Annotated in this window: 15 protein-coding genes; 3 read left to right on the forward strand and 12 right to left on the reverse strand. The window is 71.7% G+C overall.

Annotated features, from left to right (window positions below):
* Positions 1-23 precede the first annotated feature (23 nt).
* Complete coding sequence (locus NI17_RS18320) at positions 24-3176, forward strand: UvrD-helicase domain-containing protein (protein WP_068691112.1); 3153 nt, start codon at positions 24-26, stop codon at positions 3174-3176.
* 58 nt (positions 3177-3234) lie between these two features.
* Here NI17_RS18320 and NI17_RS18325 read toward each other — a convergent pair whose 3' ends face one another.
* The 3 genes from NI17_RS18325 to lysX all read right to left on the reverse strand — a co-directional run bounded on the left by NI17_RS18325 (position 3235) and on the right by lysX (position 6390).
* A complete protein-coding gene (locus NI17_RS18325) occupies positions 3235-3762 on the reverse strand; it encodes an amino-acid N-acetyltransferase (protein ID WP_068691114.1) in 528 nt (175 codons plus the stop codon).
* 158 nt (positions 3763-3920) lie between these two features.
* Positions 3921-4238, reverse strand: coding sequence for a helix-turn-helix domain-containing protein (locus tag NI17_RS18330; protein WP_170163070.1), 318 nt, complete (start codon positions 4236-4238; stop codon positions 3921-3923).
* Between the two features lie 622 nt (positions 4239-4860).
* Positions 4861-6390 carry a bifunctional lysylphosphatidylglycerol synthetase/lysine--tRNA ligase LysX gene (gene lysX, locus NI17_RS18335; protein WP_068691118.1) on the reverse strand — a complete coding sequence of 510 codons (1530 nt, stop codon included), beginning with the start codon at positions 6388-6390 and terminating at the stop codon, positions 4861-4863.
* Positions 6391-6401: 11 nt separating this feature from the next.
* Here lysX and NI17_RS18340 point away from each other — a divergent pair, with 11 nt between their 5' ends.
* Positions 6402-6593: a hypothetical protein gene (locus NI17_RS18340; protein ID WP_068691120.1), complete on the forward strand. Its 192-nt coding sequence runs from the start codon at positions 6402-6404 to the stop codon at positions 6591-6593.
* Here the strand turns inward: NI17_RS18340 and NI17_RS18345 are convergent, their stop codons facing one another.
* The 7 genes from NI17_RS18345 to NI17_RS18375 form a co-directional block, all read right to left on the reverse strand.
* Complete coding sequence (locus tag NI17_RS18345) at positions 6594-7370, reverse strand: type III pantothenate kinase (protein ID WP_119268027.1); 777 nt, start codon at positions 7368-7370, stop codon at positions 6594-6596.
* A 31-nt stretch (positions 7371-7401) separates the two neighbouring features.
* Positions 7402-10002 (reverse strand): L-aspartate oxidase, encoded by a 2601-nt coding sequence (locus tag NI17_RS18350; RefSeq protein WP_119268028.1) that lies wholly within the window; start codon positions 10000-10002, stop codon positions 7402-7404.
* 34 nt (positions 10003-10036) lie between these two features.
* A complete protein-coding gene (gene panC / locus NI17_RS18355) occupies positions 10037-10933 on the reverse strand; it encodes a pantoate--beta-alanine ligase (RefSeq protein ID WP_068691124.1) in 897 nt (298 codons plus the stop codon).
* Positions 10934-10968: 35 nt separating this feature from the next.
* Positions 10969-11859, reverse strand: a complete 891-nt coding sequence (locus NI17_RS18360) for a Rossmann-like and DUF2520 domain-containing protein (RefSeq protein WP_068691127.1) — start codon at positions 11857-11859, stop codon at positions 10969-10971.
* A 297-nt stretch (positions 11860-12156) separates the two neighbouring features.
* Entirely contained in the window at positions 12157-12396 is a 240-nt protein-coding gene (locus NI17_RS18365) for a chaplin family protein (RefSeq protein WP_068691128.1), read from the reverse strand.
* Between the two features lie 401 nt (positions 12397-12797).
* Positions 12798-13019 carry a helix-turn-helix domain-containing protein gene (locus NI17_RS18370; protein WP_068691130.1) on the reverse strand — a complete coding sequence of 74 codons (222 nt, stop codon included), beginning with the start codon at positions 13017-13019 and terminating at the stop codon, positions 12798-12800.
* Positions 13019-13516 carry a DUF2975 domain-containing protein gene (locus NI17_RS18375; protein WP_068691132.1) on the reverse strand — a complete coding sequence of 166 codons (498 nt, stop codon included), beginning with the start codon at positions 13514-13516 and terminating at the stop codon, positions 13019-13021. Before NI17_RS18375 ends, NI17_RS18370 begins: the two co-directional genes overlap by 1 nt.
* Positions 13517-14152: 636 nt before the next feature.
* Between NI17_RS18375 and NI17_RS18380 the strand changes: the two genes are divergently transcribed.
* Positions 14153-14530 carry a VOC family protein gene (locus NI17_RS18380; protein WP_068691135.1) on the forward strand — a complete coding sequence of 126 codons (378 nt, stop codon included), beginning with the start codon at positions 14153-14155 and terminating at the stop codon, positions 14528-14530.
* Between the two features lie 81 nt (positions 14531-14611).
* On the opposite strand, the gene NI17_RS18385 is transcribed toward NI17_RS18380, so the two are convergent.
* On the reverse strand, positions 14612-15058 hold the full coding sequence (locus NI17_RS18385) for a hypothetical protein (protein ID WP_211329478.1): 447 nt from the start codon (positions 15056-15058) through the stop codon (positions 14612-14614).
* A gap of 53 nt (positions 15059-15111) precedes the next feature.
* The gene (locus tag NI17_RS18390; protein ID WP_234401909.1) at positions 15112-17607 is read right to left on the reverse strand and encodes a PH domain-containing protein; all 2496 of its coding nucleotides are present in this window, start codon (positions 17605-17607) and stop codon (positions 15112-15114) included.
* Positions 17608-17610: the final 3 nt, after the last annotated feature.

The raw sequence follows: 17610 nt of genomic DNA on the forward strand, positions 1-17610 counted from the left end.
ATGGGCTTTGGGAGGACCCCGTCGTGGAGTTCCACGCCGATCTGCATATCCACTCCAAGTACTCGCGGGCCTGCAGCAGGGATTGCGACCTGGAGCATCTCGCGTGGTGGGCCGCCCGCAAGGGGATCGCTCTGGTGGGAACCGGTGATTTCACTCACCCGGCCTGGCGGGCCGAACTGGAACGCGATCTGGTTCCGGCCGAGCCGGGCCTGTTCCGGCTGCGCCCCGAAATCGAGTCGCGCATCCTGCGGACCCTGCCGCCCAACTGCCACGCCCTGCCCCGGTTCATGCTGTCGGTGGAGATCTCCACGATCTACAAGCGGGACGACCGCACCCGCAAGGTGCACCACCTGCTCTACGCACCGTCGCTGGACGCCGCGGGAGCGATCACCGCCGATCTGGGCAGGATCGGCAATCTCGCCTCCGACGGCCGTCCCATTCTCGGATTGGACTCCAGGGACCTGCTGGAAATCACCCTCGCCAGCGATCCGGGCTCCTATCTGGTCCCCGCGCACATATGGACGCCCTGGTTCTCCGCACTGGGGTCCAAGTCGGGGTTCGACGCCATCGCCGACTGCTACGCCGACCTGGCCGACCACATCTTCGCGGTGGAAACCGGACTGTCCAGCGACCCGGCCATGAACTGGATGGTGTCGTCGCTGGATTCCTACACCCTGGTCAGCAATTCCGACGCGCACTCACCGCCGATGCTGGCACGCGAGGCGACCCGGTTCGACACCGATCTGGACTACTACGCGGTGCGGCGGGCGCTGGAGACCGGAGCGGGATTCCGCGGTTCGGTGGAGTTCTTTCCCGAAGAGGGAAAGTACCACCTCGACGGGCACCGCAAGTGCGGTATCCGCTTCGATCCCGAGGCCACCCGCGAGCACAGGGGCCGCTGCCCGGTGTGCGGGAAACCGTTGACGGTCGGCGTGTTCCACCGGGTGAGCGAACTCGCCGACCGCCCGGAGGGCTACCGGGTGCCGGAAGCGGCGGACTTCACCAATCTGGTCCCCCTTCCCGAGATCGTCAGTGAGATCGTGGGCGTGGGCCCCAAGAGCAAGCGGGTCACGGGCGAGGTGACCCGACTGGTGGCCGAACTCGGTCCGGAACTCGCCGTTCTGAACTCGGTGCCCCTGGACGAGGTGACCAGGGTCGGCGGTGAACTGCTCGGTGAGGCGATCGCCCGGCTGCGGCGCGGCGAGGTCGTCCGGGAGGCCGGATACGACGGCGAGTACGGGGTCATCCGCATGTTCCACCCCGACGAACTGCGTGCCGAGGCCGCCACGATGGCGCTGTTCGCCGAGCACGAACTCGTCCCGCCTCCGGCTCCGACCCCTCCCCGACGCGGACCGCGCCGACCGGCACCGCCCGCCGACGGGGCTCCCGGGAAGCCACCGGAGGAGGACGCCGAGCCCGCGCTCTTCCCGGAGGAGGAGACGTCCCCCCGCCCCCGGCCGCACAGCCTGCTGGACGGGCTCGACCCCGACCAGCGCGCGGCGGCCGAGCACACGGCCGGTCCGCTGCTCATCGTGGCCGGTCCCGGCACCGGCAAGACCCGCACCCTGACGCACCGGATCGCCCACCTGGTGGCCGAGCGCGGGGTGCTCCCGGAGGAGTGCCTGGCCATCACCTTCACCCGCCGGGCCGCCGACGAACTGCGGGAGCGGCTGCGCGCCCTGCTCGCCGAGCGCGCCGCGGCGATGACGATCACGACCCTGCACGGCCTGGGTGCGCTGATCCTGCGGGAGCAGCACGAACGCGCCGGGCTGGGCGCGCGTTTCACCGTCGTCGACGAGAGCCTGCGCCAGGAGCTCGCCGCCGAGGTCGCGGGCTCCTCCGCTGACGGACGGCGGCTGCTGGCCCGCCGCGACACCGAGCCGCACGACACCACCGACGACGAGATCGCACGGTTCGAGGCCCGGCTGCGCGAGGCGGACCTGGTGGACTTCACCGACCTGATCCGTGTCCCGGTGCGGCTGCTGTCCGCCGACGGGGAACTCGCCGCGCACTACCGCAGGCGCTGGACGCACATCAGCGTGGACGAGTACCAGGACGTCGACGAGACGCAGTACGCGCTGCTGCGGCTGCTGGCCGCACCGGAGGCGAACCTCACCGCGATCGGCGACCCCGACCAGGCCATCTACGGCTTCCGAGGCGCCGACGTGGGATTCTTCCTGCGATTCACCGAGGACTACCCGACCGCCCGCACGGTCCAACTGGTCCGCAACTACCGGTCCAACTCCACCATCGTGAACGCGGCGGTGCAGGCCATCGCCCCCGCCTCGCTGGTGCCGGGACGGGCGCTGCGCGCGGTCGGGGAGTTCGGCGACCCGCCGCGGATCGGCGTCCACGTGGCCGCCGACGAGCACGCCGAGGCGTCCTTCGTGGCGCGGGCCATCGACCGCCTGCTCGGGGGGACGTCCCTGCACTCGCTGGACAGCGGCCGGGTGACCGAGGACGGGGACGAGTCGCTGTCCTTCAGCGACATCTGCGTGCTGTACCGCACCGACGCCCAGAGCGAGGCGGTCATCAGCGCGTTCAACACCTCGGGAATCCCGTTCCAGAAGCGCTCGCACGACCGGCTGCTGGCCCGGCCCGAGGTGCGGATCCTCACCGCCGAACTGCCGCACCATCCGGAGGGGCCGGTGGTCGAACGGGTGCGCTCCGCCGTGGGGGCGCTGTGCCGCCGCTACGCCGACAACGAGCGGCGGGTGACGGACCTGATGACCGCGGGCGAACTGGTGACCCCGTTGGCCGAGCGGTGCGGGACGGACCTGGCCGAGTTCCTCTCCGCGCTGTCGCTGGGCGCCGAGGTGGACGCCCTGGACCCGCGCGCCGACCGGGTGTCGCTGCTCACCCTGCACGCGGCCAAGGGACTGGAGTACCCGGTGGTGTTCCTGGTGGGCTGCGAGGACGGACTGCTGCCGTTCCGCTTCCCGGGGGAGGAGCGCGGTGACGAGGCCGAGGAGCGCCGCCTGTTCTTCGTGGGCCTCACCCGGGCGCAGCGGCGGCTGTACCTGTCCCGGGCGCGCAGGCGCACCCGGCGCGGGACCGCGTACGACGCGGCGGCCTCACCGTTCCTGGCCGCGCTCGACCCGGCGCTGACCATGCGGGTGGACGCGGAGTCGGCCAGCCGGCGACGTCCGAAGGACCGGCAACTGCGGCTGCTCTAGCGAGGACACGTCCGGGAGGGCTCGGTCCGGGGCCTCCCGGACCGCCGGACCGGACGGTTCAGGGATCCAGGTGCAGCAGCATGCGGACGTTGCCGAGGGTGTTGGGTTTGACCCGTTCCAGGCCGAGGAACTCGGCGACGCCCTCGTCGTAGGAGCGCAGCAGTTCCTCGTAGACGCGGGCCGAGACGGGTGTGCCGTTGATCTCGGTGAAGCCGTGCCTGGCGAAGAACTCGGTCTCGAAGGTGAGGCAGAAGACCCGACGCACGCCGAGTTCGCGGGCGGTGTCCAGCAGCGCGGAGACGATGCGGTGGCCCACGCCGCGTCCCTGCACCACCGGATCGACGGCGACGGTGCGCACCTCGGCCAGGTCCTCCCAGAGCACGTGCAGCGCACCGCAGCCGACGACTTTGGCGTTCTCCCCGTCGCCGAGTTCGGCCACCCAGAACTCCTGGACGTCCTCGTACAGGGTGACCGTGCTCTTGGAGAGCACACGACGCTCCCCGCTGAAGATGTCGATGAGTCGACGGATGTGGACGACGTCGCGGGTCCGCGCCCGGCGGACGGTGATCGGTTCTTCTGTTGTCATCGCCGAGCCAGCCTATCCGGTCCGCGACCGTGGCACCGTGCTGCCCGTCCCCCGTCTGACGCGGACTCACCGCGTTCCGCGACGAGGAGCGGACGTGTCGGTCAGGACGACCGGGCGGCTCTCCACCGCACCACGGGGCGGGCTTCGGCGTGCGGGGATCAGATCAGGTGTCGGCGGGCGGCCCACACGACCGCCTCGATGGGGGTGTTGACCCCGAGCCGGTCGCAGACCGACCGGAGCCGGCGACGCAGGGTGCGTGCGCTCAACTCCAGGCGGCGCGCCGCCACGTCGGTGGTGACACCGGTGGCGATCTCGGCCAGCATCTGGAGGTCGGCTTCGTTGAGTCCACCAGCGTGCACGATCCCGGCGTCCAGGTCGTGCTCCCGGGCCTGAGCGGGCACGAGGCAGCAGTCTCGCAGAGCTGACCCGTTCGACTCCTTGCTGGTCGCCTGACGTACGAGTGTGGCCTGTTCCACTCCGTCCTCCTCATCCATCCTGGTGAGTGCGGAACAACGACTCAATCGCCGCGAAGACACACATTGAGATGAAATACGAGGCTTTTTGGTTCGCACTTTGGGTGCTTTTCTCGAAACTCTGCGCCACTTCGGCCGCACGCCATCCCCTGGCACCGGAACGGCGGGACCGATGTGTTTGGGCTCCGAGCACCCACTCGCGGCGGTCTGGGACGGACAGAACGCGCGCGGATGTGCTCGCCAGACAGTGATCGAAACGGCTGTGACCGCCTCGCCCCCTCGCTTATCTGTTGTGGCCCTCCACGACGGACGAGCGGATTTCTCCACCCATCGCAAAACGCTAAGCGGATGACGACAGACCGTCAAGGGCCATTTGGCTACAAACCGTACCAAGGCAGACGCAAACAGTTACAAAAGAGCGTGGAAAGAACCTGCACAGAAGCCGTGACCTGCGGGAACAACATCCGCCACCATTGCGGAAGACCGCCCCCAAAAGATCAAACAATATTCCCAGGGCGGTCTTCCGGACAGGTGTTTCGGGGTTTTGGGGCGATTCTGGCCGGGGTCGGCCACGCACGCGGCCCGCTCGGACACGCGGATGACACGCGCGAACGGGCCGCTCCGCTCACTTCTCCGCCTGGCGCACCAGGGGGAACAGGATCGTCTCGCGGATGTTCTTTCCGGTGAAGGCCATCAGCAGCCGGTCGATTCCCACACCGACACCGCCCGTGGGCGGCATGGCGTATTCGAGGGCGCGCAGGAAGTCCTCGTCCAACTGCATCGCCTCGGGGTCGCCCCCGGCGGCCAGCAGCGACTGCTCGGTGAGGCGGCGGCGCTGCTCGACCGGGTCGACCAGTTCCGAGTAGCCGGTGCCCAGCTCCATGCCGAACCCGATCAGGTCCCACTTCTCGGTGAGCAGCGGGTCCTCGCGGTGCTGACGGGTGAGCGGGCTGGTCTCGACCGGGTAGTCGCGCACGAAGGTCGGCTGGACCAGGGTGTGCTCCACCAACTCCTCGAACAGGTGCTCCACGAGCTTGCCCTGCCCCCACTCCGGGTTCCACTCGACTCCGCGCGCGTCGGCCAGCTTGCGCACGGTCTCCAGCGGGGTCCGCGGGGTGATCTCCTCGCCCACCGCCTCGGAGACCGCCCCGTACAGGGTGGTCTCGGGCCAGTCCCCGCCCAGGTCGATCTCGGAGTCGCCGCGCCGGACCACCGTGGTGCCGAAGACCGCGGTGGCGGCCTCCTGGATGAGGTCGCGGGTGATCTCGGCCATCACGTTGTAGTCGGCGTAGGCCTGGTAGAACTCCAGCATCGTGAACTCGGGGTTGTGCGTGGAGTCCGCACCCTCGTTGCGGAAGTTCCGGTTGATCTCGAAGACCCGCTCGACCCCGCCCACGACCATCCGCTTCAGGTACAGCTCGGGCGCGATGCGCAGGTAAAGGTCAAGGTCGTAGGCGTTGATGTGGGTGACGAAGGGACGCGCCGTGGCCCCGCCGTGCACCTGCTGCAGCATCGGGGTCTCGACCTCGACGTAGCCGCGGTCGTGCAGCCCGTCGCGCAGCGCGCGCACCGTCCTGGCGCGGCGGGTGACCATCTCCCGTGCCTCGGGGTTGACGATCAGGTCCACGTAGCGCTGGCGGACCCGCGCCTCGGGGTCGGTGAGGCCCTTGTGCTTCTCCGGCAGCGGACGCAGGCACTTGGCGGTCAGCGTCCAGGAGTCGACCAGGATCGACAGCTCACCGCGCCGGGAGGTGATGACCTCTCCCTCGACGCCGACGTGGTCGCCGAGGTCGACGTCGCCCTTCCAGTCCGCCAGGCGGTCGGCACCCACCCTGTCCAGGGACAGCATGATCTGGAGGTCGCCGGAGGCGTCCCGGATCGTGGCGAAGCACAGTTTGCCCCCGGTGCGGTACAGCATGACCCGTCCGGCCAGCGCCACGCGCTCACCGGTGTGGGTGTCCGGCGCGAGGTCGCCGTGTTTGGCCCGGACCTCCGCGACGGTCGTGCTGCGCGGGAAGGCGACCGGATAGGGGTCGACGCCCTCCTGGCGCAGTCGGTCCAGCTTCTCGCGGCGAACCCGCATCTGTTCCGGCAGATCATCCAGTACTTCGCTCACACAGCCGATCCTATCGGCCCGGGGAACGCGGCCATTCATGAGCAGAGGGCGTGTGCCGCTGGTGCACGGGCAGGACGATCGACGACGAACTGATCACCTCGGCCATGCGGAAGTTCGACGCGCGGACCGAACGCGAGGCGGTCGCCCCGCGCACCGGTTCGGTCCCCGTCCGCGGCGACCGGGCCTTCGACCACCCGGCCGAGGTGTTTCCCGGGCTGCGCGCCCAGCGCCACAACCGCTGATCAGGTGTTGCGTTCGAAGACCATGCGCAGGCCGATGAGGGTCAGCCAGGGCTCGTGGACGTCGACCGTCTCGCACTCGTCGACCACCAGGGGCGCCAGACCGCCGGTGGCCACCACGGTGACGTCGTCCACGTCGTCGGTGAGCTCCTGGGCCATGCGGTCCACGATGCCGTCGACCTGACCGGCGAACCCGTAGACGATGCCCGACCGCAGCGCCTCGGTGGTGTTCTTGGCGATGACCGAGCGGGGCTTGACGATCTCGACCATGTGCAGTTGCGCGCCGCGCCGGGACAGCGCCTCCACCGAGATGTCGATGCCCGGGGAGATCGCGCCGCCCACGTACTCGCCCCTGACACTGACCGCGTCGAAGGTGGTGGCGGTGCCGAAGTCCACGACCACGGCCGGACCGCCGTACAGCCGCACCGCCGCCAGCGCGTTGACGATGCGGTCGCTGCCGACCTCCTTGGGGTTGTCCATCCGGATCGGCACCCCCGTCTTGACGCCGGGTTCGACGATGACGGCGGGCACGTCCCCGTAGTGCCGGCGGAACATCTGCCGCATCTCGTTCTGCACCGCGGGCACGGTGCAGCACATGGCGATGCCGTCGATGTGGTTGCGCAGCAGCGAACCGGAGTGCACCAGTCCCTGCACGACCACCGCCCACTCGTCGGACGTACGTCGTCCCTTGGAGGAGACTCGCCAGTGTTCCAACAGATCCTCGCCCTCGAACAGACCGAAGACGGTGTCGGAGTTGCCGACATCGATCGTGAGCAGCATGGGGACCTACCAAAGGGGATTGCTGTGCCGGTCAGGGGGTCTCGCGGAGATCGAGCGCGATGTCCAGAGCGGGACTGGAATGGGTCAGCGCGCCAACCGCAAGATAGTCCACTCCGGTGGCCGCCACATCCGCCGCGCGGTCGAGGGTGAGCCCGCCGCTGGACTCCAGCCGCGCCCGACCGGCCACCAGGGCGACGGCTTCGCGCAGTTGGGGCACGGTGAAGTTGTCGAGCAGGATCTCCTCGGCCCCGGCCGCCAGCGCCGGTTCGATCTGGTCGATGCGGTCCACCTCGACCTCCAGCGGCGTGTCCGGGAAGCGTTCCCGCACCGCCCGCACCGCCTCGGACACCCCTCCGGCCGCGGCCACGTGGTTGTCCTTGACCAGGGCCGCGTCGGCCAGCCCGAAGCGGTGGTTGACGCCGCCGCCGCAGCGGACCGCGTACTTCTCCAGGACACGCAGCCCGGGGAGGGTCTTGCGGCTGTCCCGGATCGCCGCGCCGGTCCCCGCCACGGCGTCCACCCAGGCGCGGGTGGCGGTGGCGATGCCCGACAGGTGGGTGAGGAAGTTCAGCGCGGTGCGTTCGGCGGTGAGCAGGTCGCGGGTGCGGGCGGTGACGGTCATGAGGACGTCGCCGCTCTTGACGGGGTCACCGTCGGCTGCGTGGCGGACCACCTCCAGCACGCCCCCGCACACCGTCCGGAACACCAGTTCGGCCACCGGCAGCCCGGCGACCACCCCGTCGCGGCGGGCCACCACGTCGGCGGTGCGGGTCTGGGCGGCGGGGATGGTGGCGACGGTGGTGACGTCGACCTGCTCCCCGGAGCGGTCCTCGGCCAGCGCCGTGCGCACCAGCTCCTCGTGCCAGGCGGCGGGGCGCTCGCCCGACCGGCCGGGGGCGGCCCCGCGCCGCATGGCCTCCGGAACGGTGATCCGGTCCAGCTCCTCGACCAGTTGCGCGGGAAGCGTGTAGGGACGCATCGACCTCTCCTCCCTGATCCCCGAACCGTCGAGGACGAAGGTCCGGGAGCGTGCCTCGGCGGACGGCTGTTCGTGGTCGGACCGCCAGTGCGAGCCGCGGGTCTCACACCGGCGTGCCGCCGCCCGCACCAGCGCCCAGGCGACGGTGAGCAGATTGGCGGCCTGCCATGCGGGCACGCCCGGCGGCACGTCGGCGGTGTCGCGGGCGGCGAGTTCCGCCAGTGCCTCCGCCGCCGTGGCCAGTCCCCCGGCCTCGCGGCGCACGCCGACGTGCCGGGACATGATCTCGCGCAGCTCCGGCAGGATTGCCGGGTCGGCCAGACCGGCCGGACCGGGACGTCCGGGGCGGGCGGGGACGGTGGCGGGCGGGCGCTCCTCCGCCAGCGCGGCGGCGATACGGTCGGCGAAGACCACCCCTTCGAGCAGGGAGTTGGAGGCGAGCCGGTTGGCGCCGTGCACGCCGGTGCGGGCGACCTCGCCGACCGCGTAGAGCCCGGGGACGGCCGTGCGGCCGTCGTGGTCGACCCGGATTCCCCCGGAGGCGTAGTGGGCGGCGGGGGTGACCGGGATGAGGTCGGTGACCGGGTCGACGCCGTGGGCGCGGCAGGAGGCGAGGATGGTCGGGAAGCGGCGCTCCCACCTGGCCGCGCCGAAGTGGCGGGCGTCCAGGTAGACGTGGTCGGCACCGGTCTCGGCCATCGCGCGGGCGATACCGCGCGCCACGACGTCGCGGGGTGCCAGGTCCGCGAGCTCGTGGGCGCCCGCCATGAACCGGCGGCCCCGCACGTCCACGAGGAACGCGCCCTCGCCGCGCACCGCCTCCGACACGAGGGGCTGGCGGCCTCTGGCGTCGGGGCCCAGCCACAGCACCGTCGGGTGGAACTGGACGAACTCCAGGTCCTGGACCTCGGCCCCGGCGCGCAGTCCCAGTGCCAGTCCGTCACCGGTGGACACCCCGGGATTGGTGGTGGAGGCGAACACCTGCCCCATTCCGCCGGTGGCCAGGACGACGGCTCCGGCGCGCACCGCCCCCACCCCGTCGCGCTCCCCCTCCCCCATGACGTGCACGGTGATGCCGTGGACGCGGGACCCGCCCCGGTCGTCGGCGCCGAGCAGCAGGTCGGGGACGAAGGCGTGCTCGATCAGCTCGATGCGGTCCCGGGCGCGGACCGCGTCGACCAGGGCGCGTTCGATCTCCGCGCCGGTGGCGTCGCCCCCGGCGTGCGCGATGCGGTCGGCGCGGTGGCCGCCCTCGCGGGTCAGCGACAGTTCCCCGCTCTCGGTCCGGTCGAAGGCGGTTCCCTGGGCGATGAGCCAGCGCAGCGCCTCGGGGCCCTCGTCGACCAGGAGCCGGACCGCTTCGGGGTCGCACAGTCCCGCCCCCGCCTCGACGGTGTCGACCAGGTGCGCCAGCGGGTCGTCGCCGGGATCCACGGCCGCGGCGATGCCGCCCTGCGCCCAGCGGGTGGAGCCGTTGGCGAGCAGGTCCTTGGTGACGAGCACGACCCGGCCCGAGCGGGTCCGTTCGACGTAGCGCAGCGCGGTGCTGAGCCCGGCGATTCCGGAGCCGACGACAACCACGTCGGCCTCGATGGTCCATCCGGGCTCCGGCGCGGTCAGCCGAAGCGGCAGCGGGGCAGGGCTCGTACTCACGACGAAGCTCCCTCGGTGGCGGGAAGACGACAGTTCACAGCGTCAGCGGAACGTTATCAATCAGCCTGGTCTCGCCCACCCACGCGGCCACCGCGAGCACGGCCTCGCCCCGGTAGTCGCCGTCGACCTCGACGAAGGTGGCGGGGTCCACGAGCGCCAGGTAGTCGACGCTGACCGGGGGTGTGACGTGCACCGCCTCACCGAGCACCGCGCGGGCCGCCGCCAGTACTCCGGCGGGCCCCGAGGCGGCGGCGTCGGCTCCCGCGAACAGCGCTCTGGACAGCGCCAACGCGCTGGCGCGCTCCTGGTCGCTCAGGTAGACGTTGCGGCTGGAGGTGGCCAGGCCGTCGGGGTCGCGCACGGTCGGTCCGGCCAGGACGGTGACGGGCAGGCACAGGTCCCGGACCATGCGGCGCACCACGGCCAACTGCTGGGCGTCCTTCTGCCCGAAGACCGCCACGTCGGGGCGGACGAGGTTGAACAGCTTGTTGACCACGGTGAGCACGCCCCGGAAGAAGCCGGGACGGAACTCGCCCTCCAGCACCCGGCCCATGGGACCGGGGTCGACGGTGACGATCTGCCCCAGGTCCTCCCTGCTCCTGTCCACGTCGGGGTACATGACCTCCACCGGCGGCGCGAAGACCACGTCCACCCCCTCCTCCGAGCAGGCGAGGAGGTCGGCGTCGAAGGTGCGGGGGTAGCGGTCGTAGTCCTCGTTCGGGCCGAACTGCAACGGGTTGACGAAGATGCTGACGGCCACCGAGTCGGCGTGCTCGCGGGCCGCGGCGATGAGGCTGCGGTGCCCGGCGTGCAGGGCTCCCATGGTGGGGACCAGGGCGAGGCGGCCCAGTTTCGGGCGCAGTGCCCGGAGCTCCTCGGCGGTGCGGGTCACGACCGGGGTTCTGTGTGCGGAGTCGGTCGATTCGGTCACGGCTGGTCTCCGTCGGTCGTCGGGAAGTATGCGTGTCAGGTGAGGACGTCGAGCAGCCGCTCGGCGTCCTGGGGTTTGAGCAGGCCCGCCGCGAGCGCGCGGTCCGCGGTGAGGCGGGCCAGCGCGACGTAGCTCGCGGCGCTCTCCGGGGCGTGCTCGCGTAGTTGGGCGATGTGCGTGGCGACGGTGTCGGCGTCGCCTCTCAGTACCGGCCCGCTGAGGCCGTCGATACCGAGGCGCAGCGCGTTGTCCAGTGCCGCTCCCAGCAGCGGCGAGAGCATCCGGCCCGGATGGTCGACCCCGGCCAGGGCCAGCAGTGACGCGCTTTCGGTGACGAGGGTGACGAGGTGGTTCGCACCTCCTGCGAGGGCCGCGTGGTAGAGCGCCCGGTACTCCTCGGCGATCCACACCGGTTCGGCTCCCATCTCCACGACGAGCGCCTCGGCGATGGGGCGGAGCGGTTCGGGTGAGGTGACCCCGAAGGAGCAGTTGGCCAGGCGGGTGAGATCCTCGTCCCGGCCAGTGAAGGTCATCACCGGGTGGAGGGCGAGCGGCAGTGCTCCCGCCCTGGTGAGGGGGGCGAGCACGCCGTGGCCGTGTGCTCCGCTGGCGTGCGCGACGAGTTTTCCGGCGACGTCGACGCCGGTCGTGGCGAGCCCGCTCGCCAACGGTGCGAGAGCGTCGTCGGGCACCGTCAGCAGGACGAGGTCGCTTGCCCCGACCACTTCGGCGGGTTCGCCGATCCGTGCGTCGGGCAGGCGTGCCGCGACTCGGGAGCGTGACGCCTCGGAGACCGCGGTGGCCGCGACGACCCGGTGTCCGGCGCGTTCCAGCGCCGCTCCGAGAACCGATCCGACCCGGCCCGGGCCGATGACCCCGACCGAGAGCCGGGCGGGACGCTGGCGTGTGTCATGCGCCGTGTTCATGGAGTTCGTTCCAGTCCACTCTGGTACCGGACCTGCCGACGGCTGGGCATGCTTGCCGGGTGTTTTCCGAAGACAGCGGTGTGGCGGCCCCGAATCCGGAACGGTCCGTCGGACACGCCCTAGGCTACTCGCCGGTCGGTAGCCGACTGTACGCGGGGCGCGCCACCGCGGAGACGGCGACGGCCGACGCCGACCGGGAGAGGTCGGCGTCGGCCGTTCAGCGGACGTCACCAGGATTGTTCTGACATCGGCGTGGCCGTGCGGGCCGGGGGGTGCCGATGCCGGGGAGGCCGGGGGCTAGTCGATGACGCCGGCGCCGGAGGTCCAGCATCCGGCACCCGCGAGGCCGAGGACGGCGATCGCGTTGCCGCAGACGTTGGCGGGGACGTTGGCGTCGGCGACGAGCTGGTTGCCGCTCAGGACCGAGCCCGTGCCGGAGGTGATGACGTCGTCCCCCGAGTGGGCGAGAGCGGTGCCCGTCAGGGTCATGCTCGCGGCGGCGGCGACGGCGGCGACGGCGAGGGTCTTCTTCAGCACGGTCGTTCTCCTCACAACGGATCGGAGCATCGGGGGGTCCGACCCGGATCGACAATGGGTACTTCGCCGAACACGTTTTGTGTTCGCGCTCCATCTAGCCACATCACCGGACGACGGGGGGCGCTTTTTCCGAAAGTGAATAACACAGGGGAGTTATTCAGTGACCCTTTGCAAGTGACATGTCATGATTTGCCGCAGAGAACTTCCCGTCAAATCATCCCCAACGTGTCTCAAGTCACATCAGATGGCGGCTCGGCGGAAAGTCGGCAGCCCACCGGAAAGCCCGTAGCGGCGGGGTTCCCAGGAGAGGGCGAGCCGTCCCACAGCCCGGCGGAGAAGCTCCGGACGGCCTCCGGGACCTGCGACGCGTCTGCCCCGGCCACTGCCGCCGACGGCCGGCCTCACCCGTCCGCGGCGCCCTCGGCCTCCCAGCGCAGCAGGTCTCCCGGCTGGCACTCGAGCGCCTCGCAGAGCGCGGCGAGCGTCGTGAAGCGCACCGCCTTGGCACGGCCGTTCTTGAGCACCGCCAGGTTGGCGGGCGTGATCCCGACACGCTCCGCGAGCTCGCCCACGGACATCTTCCGCCTGGCCAGCATCACGTCGATGTCGACGACGATCGGCATCAGATCACCTCTTCCAGCTCGGCCCGCATCCGCGCCGCCTCGACGTCGCGCGCGATGGCCTGGGCGAGCAGCATCCGCAGCACGAGCACGATGAGCGCGACCCCCAGGACCGCCACGACGGCCCCGCACATCAGGAGGATCATGCCCGGGGGGACGGCGTCGCCCGGCGCCAGGAGGACCGCGAGCGCGAACAGCAGGAGGGCGGCCGCCACGATCGCACCGATCACGACGTGCACGTACCGGAAGGCGGCGGGGGAGAACACGGTTCCGCGCCGCACCATCGTCACCAGCCGCCACACGCAGACCAGGACGACCTGGACCGTCACGACGCCCAGGACCGTGATCACGAGGAACGGGACGCGCAGGTAGGCGAGATCCGCGTCGAGCTCCCCCAGATCGACGGCCAGCAGCGGCACCATCACCGCCTGCACGAACACCGAACCGGCGAGCAGCACCGCGAGCACTGCACGCAGCGCGAGCACTGTCAGTTTTCCCATCGCCTCTCCTTCGATCGAATCACGATGGGAATCTATCGATAGTCGATAGGTCTGGCAAGAGGGCGGTGGACGATCAGGGCGCCCCGGCACCGCGTCCGCCCGCGCCTCCGCCTTCCCGCGCTGGGCAGGTGCGGTGCACCACGGGCTTCCCAGCCCCGTGGTGTGGGATGTTTCCCCCGCCAACCCGTCGGTGGAGGCGGGGCCGGGGTGCTGCGCGCACTTGTCCACCGCGTTGCCGAGGGTGTGGCGGGCCGCGAAAGGCGGTGTCCCCCCGCCTCCGCGCCCTGGACGGCGTGTCCAACCGGGCCCCGCAGCAGGTCCGGGCCGGTGCCGACGCCGCCGGCACCGGCCGGAGGGACACCGGCCGGACGAACCAGACGATCGCGCCCTCGGCCGGTCCCGAGGAGGACCGGCCACCAGGGTCCGCCTCGCCCTGCGCGGACGGGTTCTGGGGCGTGCCTCAAAGTCGGCCGCCCTACTGCGCGACCTACGGCCCTCGCCTGGCGGGGGCCCGAAATCACCTCGCCTCCGCTCGCCTCGCCCGGTACGGTCGCGAGAGTGTTCTCCCTGCGGGGAGCCCATGGGATCCTCGCGCGGCCACCCCGGCAGTTCCCACGCTGAGAGTAGGTTTCGTCAATGGCATGCCGTATCAGTGAGCTCGTGCTCGATTGCCACGACCCCGAGGTGCTGGCGCGGTTCTGGTGCGAGGTCCTGGACTTCACAGTGCTCGATCGTGACGAGGGCGGCATCGAGATAGGGCCGCGCGAAGGGTTCGGCGGCCCGCAGCCGACGATCATCCTCAGTCGCAACGACGAGCCGAAGAACGGGAAACTCCGGCTGCACATCGACGTCAACGCCACCGACCGCGATCAGGACGCCGAACTCGAACGCCTCCTGGCCGCCGGGGCCGAACTCGTCGACGTCGGTCAGACCGGAGAGGAGTCCTGGCACGTCCTCGCCGATCCCGAAGGCAACGAGTTCTGCCTGCTCAAGGCCCGCCTCGACCCGCTCTGACGGCCCTGCTCGGCCACGGGGGCCGCACCCGGGTGGAGGGTGTGTGGGCGACGTGCCCGGCCTGCAACAGCAGGAGAAGCGCTATCCGATCCAGGTGATCGCGCACACGTGGACCGACTCGGCGTCGTCATCGACCCGGAACGGCAGCAGCCCCCGGTCACCACCGAACGTCGTCTCCCGGAGAGTCGGGGCGTCGCCCGGCGCTGCGATGTAGGCGTCCCACAGCGCGTCGGCCAGGTCGTGTTCCAAGGCGGGCCGCAGCCATTCGTCGATCGCGGCGATGTGGACGGTGGCCTGGTGGCGGACGGCGAGCCCGTCATAGCGGGCGGCCGCCGCCCGGTGGCGTTCGACCCGGTCGACGCCGCACTCCGCAGCGTGGCGCTGCTTGTAGACCCGGGGGCGAAGGCCACCGGCCGTCCGCGGCACACGGATGCCCGCAGCACCGGGACGGACTGCGGGCTGCCGATCGCGCTGACCGGCGCCCAGCACGGTCCGACAGCGGCTCGCGGCCTTGTTCGCGGCCCGCACGCCGAACAGCGCTCAGTCGGAGTGGGCCATCACAGCCGACTTCGATACGGGCTCTAGTCCGCTGCCCCGCGGATGGCCCAGCGTTCGGGGCCCGCGGTGTCGGCGCGGGCCTGCCTCGCGTACCCCACGACCCGGTCGAGCACCTGACGCGCCTCGCCCAGCTCCCGGTCGGGGGCGTGGGCGCGAACCGGTCCCGGCGGGGTCTCCACCTCCACGGCGGCCGTGCCGCGCCGCTTCGCCAACGGCCCCATCCGCAACCGCACGGACTGCATCCGCGCGTGCGGCACGATCTCGACAACCCTGCAGAAAACACCGCGCCGGGTGACGAAGAGCGAGTCGTTCACGCCCAGCTCCTCCCTGCTGCCGTCGCGATGGGCCGCGACGAAGCGGACCGAGGAGAGGTCGCTTCCCGGCAGCAGCTCCTTCAGCAGTTCGTAGGCGAGCGCCTTGGGCACCACCGGCAGCAGCGTCGCCGAGTCCGTCTGCCGCTGCCCCGCGTACCCGGCGATGTTCGCCTCGACGCGCACCACCCGCAGCCACCGCCACAGCAGCGGCTCGACGATGCGCACCGCCTGCACCCGCCCCGGCGGGACCGTCTGCATCCGCGCCTGGAAGACCCCGTAGCGCACCCGCAGCCCGTCCGGTGAGAGCGAGGCGTAGAAGTCGATGTACCGCAGCAGCGGCCCGAGGAAGCCGTGGAGCAGCCCCAGCAGCAGCGGCACCGCCCCGCCGAGCACCCCCGGTTCGTCGAACGCCATCCCCGCCGCGATCAGCAGGCTGAACAGGACGAAGGCCAGCAGTACCGGCAGTCGGAAGACCAGCGCGCCGATCAGCAGCGAGAACCGCAGTTGGTACAGCGGGGTCTCGGGTGCTTCGGGAGCGCGCCCCGACAGTCCCGCCGCGTACGCCAGCAGGGCCGCGCGCAGCGCCTCGGCCTGCCGCCGCCCCAGATAACGCAGCCGCACCTCCGCCCGGTCCCCTCCGGCGGTCTCCAAGCGCACCTCGGAAAGCCCGACGACCTGCATGAACAACGGGCGTACCAGGTCAACGGCCTGGAGGCGGCTCAGCGGGACCTCGCGCGACCGCTGCCGGAACAGACCGGTCTGCACGACGAGACGGTCCTCCCGCAGCCCGAAGCGGGTGTGGTACCAGGACACCAGCGACGTCGCGACCGCTCCCAGAGTCACCCCCAGGAGGGCCAGCAGCGCCCAGCCGAGACCGAGCTGCAGCAGGAACGGGCCGGGCAGCGCCAGGAACACGAGGACGACGACGGCGGAGCGCAGGGCGACCGTGGCGCCGTGCAGGCGGTGCGTGCCCGTGACGACGTCGTCCTCGCTTCCCGCGTCGGGCGTGCTTGTGAACCTGGGCTGCGGCCACGAGGAGGAGCCCGAGGGGGGCGGTGCGAACCGCACGTGCGAGCCGGTCGGCGGGGATGCGGGCCACCGCGGGGGAGGCTGGGGCCCCGAAGCGCCGTGCCCGGTCGGGACACCGGGCGGCGGATGCCCCGGCCGCGCGGGAGGAGACGGCGGGGCGCCGCCCGCTCCGGGATGGCCCGGCAGCGGCACCGGAGGCACGTAGGGGCGCCCCTGCGTGACCGAGGTGATCGGGGAGGACGGGTAGGCGGGCGCGAACCGGGGCTCCCGGGGCCGCGCGGGTCGCCGGTCGCCGCCGGGACCCGGCTGTTGGCCGGCTGTCCACAGCGGAGCCTGGCCCGGTCCGCGCTCCCCCGGGGGCCGCTCTCCGGGACCGGGGCGGTCCCGGTCGGGTGCGGCGGCCGTGCCGTGCGGCGCGGGCCTGCGGCGGCTCTCCGCGGGGATTCCCCAGAACGGGGTGCGACCGGGCCGGTGTCCGGTCTGCCGTGCCGGGGGTTCGGACCGGCCCTCCTCCCGGCCCGCGCCCGGGTTCGGGAGAGGAGCGACCCGCTCCGCGTCGGGAGCGGCGGTGTCCCGCTCCCGCGGTTCACCGCCCTGCCTCCGGTGGGCGGGCGCCTCCCGCCGCTCCGGCTCGGGAGCGGCACAGGAAGCCCGCCCCGCGGCGTCGCGCAGATCGGTGAAGGACCAGGCGGCGAGCGGGTCGACGGCCGGGTCGTCGCCGCGGTCCCTGTCGTTGGGAGCGGTCACCTCACGCAGCGGCGGAACCTCGACGTCCCGCCACCGGCCGTAGTGGACCCACCCCTCCTCCGCGGAGCGGTCGTCGGCGTCCTCCCCGGAGGCGCCGTGGACGTCCTCCAGCGGCTCGGGCTCGGGGAGCGGATCCGCGCCCGGCCGGCCGCCGGCCTCCTCCGGACCGTGGCTTCCCCCGCCCAGCGGCTCGGGCTCGGGAAGCGGTTCGGCGTCCCGGTGCTCGCCGTCCCTCTCCTCCGGGCCGCTGCGGACGTCCCGCGGCCGCCCGGGCTCGGGAAGCGGTTCGGGTGTCGGCAGGTCGCCGTCACCGGGAACGGGAGCCTCGCCCCCCGGGGGCCAGCGCGGGCTCTCCCGCGCGTGGTCGTCCGCCACGTCGGGGTCGCGTGGCTGCTGCGGTGGAGTCGGCTCCCGCTTCGGATCGGTCACTCG

This window comes from Thermobifida halotolerans (genome assembly GCF_003574835.2).
Lineage (GTDB): Bacteria > Actinomycetota > Actinomycetes > Streptosporangiales > Streptosporangiaceae > Thermobifida > Thermobifida halotolerans.